The 308-nt window shown below is 67.5% G+C and carries 1 protein-coding gene; it reads right to left on the bottom strand.

What is annotated here, in order from left to right:
• Positions 1 to 308 (bottom strand): MmyB family transcriptional regulator (locus tag OP79_RS49315; RefSeq protein WP_033329919.1); only part of this gene is annotated, 308 nt, incomplete at both ends.

Raw genomic sequence — 308 nt, 5'->3', positions numbered from 1 at the left:
GTCGGGGTCCACCAGCCGCTGGCAGTACAGCTCCATCTCGCCCAGCTCCGGATGCCGGTAGCGCTTGAGGTCGTTGTGGTGGGTGACGTCCACCTCGTGCAACCGCCAGAGGTCGGCGAACTCGGGGCTGACCTCCAGCAGTGCCGCGACGATGTCGCCGGCCCTGCCCTGAGGGTCCGCCGTGTACGCCACCCGGATTTCCACGGTGAAGACCCTGCCCCGCAGGGCGTGGTCCTCGTCGGGATAGAGATCGCGTTGCGCCGGGTCGGTGAACCAGCGATAGACCAGGTAGCGGGACAGTCCGTTGA

Source organism: Streptomyces yerevanensis (genome assembly GCF_000716805.1).
Taxonomy (GTDB): Bacteria; Actinomycetota; Actinomycetes; order Streptomycetales; family Streptomycetaceae; genus Streptomyces; species Streptomyces flaveus.
Note: the sequence above shows the minus strand (reverse complement) of the source record. Positions and strands in the feature narration are given on the sequence as shown.